The organism is Bradyrhizobium guangdongense, assembly GCF_006483445.1.
GTDB classification, from domain to species: domain Bacteria; phylum Pseudomonadota; class Alphaproteobacteria; order Rhizobiales; family Xanthobacteraceae; genus Bradyrhizobium; species Bradyrhizobium guangdongense_A.
Genome location: NZ_PPPT01000250.1, coordinates 1 through 1,441, shown reverse-complemented (window position 1 = coordinate 1,441; position 1,441 = coordinate 1). Strand labels below are relative to the sequence as shown.

Sequence of the window (1,441 nt, the reverse complement as noted above, 5' to 3'; positions counted from 1 at the left end):
CGCGCGCCGAGGTCAGCGCGCCCGAGCCGCGCGGCCCCGCCCCGCCCGAGATGCAGATTGGGCATTTCCTGTCGATGTGCGACGATACCGGCCTGTTCCAGCACGCGGTGCATTCGGTGCCCGATCGCGCGCACGGCTATTGCGTCGACGACAATGCCAGAGCCTTGCTTTTGGCCTGTGCCTTGAATGGCCCGGGCGAACAGCCCCTGTCGGATGTCCTGACGACCCGGTTTGCCGCCTTCGTACAGCATGCCTGGAACCCCGACACCGGGCATTTTCGCAACTTCATGGGCTTCGATCGAAACTGGCTCGAAGACAAAGGCTCCGAAGATAGTCACGGACGGACGCTATGGGCCCTGGGCGAGGCCGCGCGCGACGACGCAAGCCCGTCGCGGCGTCGCTGGGCCGCAGCCTTGTTCGCCCAGGCCTTGTCGACCGTGGAGACCTTCAGCTCACCGCGCGCCTGGGCGTTCACGCTGCTTGGTCTCGACGCTTATTGCCCGGTCGCCCCGCACGACCTTCACGCCGGCGATATCAGGCATTCCCTCGCCGACAGGCTGATGTCCTGCCTGGCCTCAGTCGAGACGCCGGACCGGGTGTGGTTCGAGGACGGGCTGGCTTACGACAATGCGCGTTTGCCGCAGGCCCTGATGCTGACCGGGATGGCGACGCAGGCGCCTCAGTACCTCGATGCCGGACTGAGGTCTCTGCGCTGGCTGATGACGCAGCAAACGACGGCCGCCGGCCATTTCCGCCCCGTCGGCACTGCCGGTTTTGGCGAGCAGCGGCAACATCCCCGTGCCTTCGATCAGCAGCCTGTCGAAGCAACAGCGACGATCGCGGCATGCCTGACCGCGTGGCGCGCCGACGGCGACGCCGAATGGAAAGCCATGGCGGCACGCGCGTTCGCCTGGTTTCTCGGCAGCAACGATCTGTCGGTGGCGCTGGTCGATCCCCACACCGGAAGTTGCCGCGACGGATTGCACCCCGATCGCGCCAACGAGAACCGCGGCGGCGAGTCGGTCGTCTGCTATCTGCTCGGACTTGCCGAGATGCGTCAGCTTGCGCGCGCCAACACCAGCCTGACGAAGCCCACGGCCTTGCGCGCCGTCGGCGCCTGAGTTTCGCATCACAACCCAACGAGCCGAGGATACCGTGTCACACGCGACCTTCCTGAACCGGCAGGCCCTTCATCTCCGCCCCGATCCGGCGCGGGTCATCGTACGGCCGTTCAAGCCCGCGGTCGAACCGCGTGACCTCAATCCGACCGACAAGATGCGTGCAAATCATATCGTCGACCGGGTTCTCGCGCTCGACCCGGAAGCCGTTGCCATCCAGCTCGCGGACGTCCTGGACAATTTCCAGGGTCGCCATCGCAACCTGCTGGCGACGTTCGAGGCCCGCGCCGACGAAATGGAGGACGCGCTGGCGGCGCATGGCG

Annotated in this window: 2 pseudogenes; both read left to right on the top strand. The window is 66.6% G+C overall.

Annotated features, from left to right (window positions below):
* Positions 1-1,121: pseudogene (locus C2U70_RS30335) on the top strand (glycosyl transferase family 1); the annotation flags it as partial.
* Positions 1,122-1,155: 34 nt separating this feature from the next.
* Positions 1,156-1,441 (top strand): annotated as a pseudogene (locus C2U70_RS30330) (glycosidase); the annotation flags it as partial.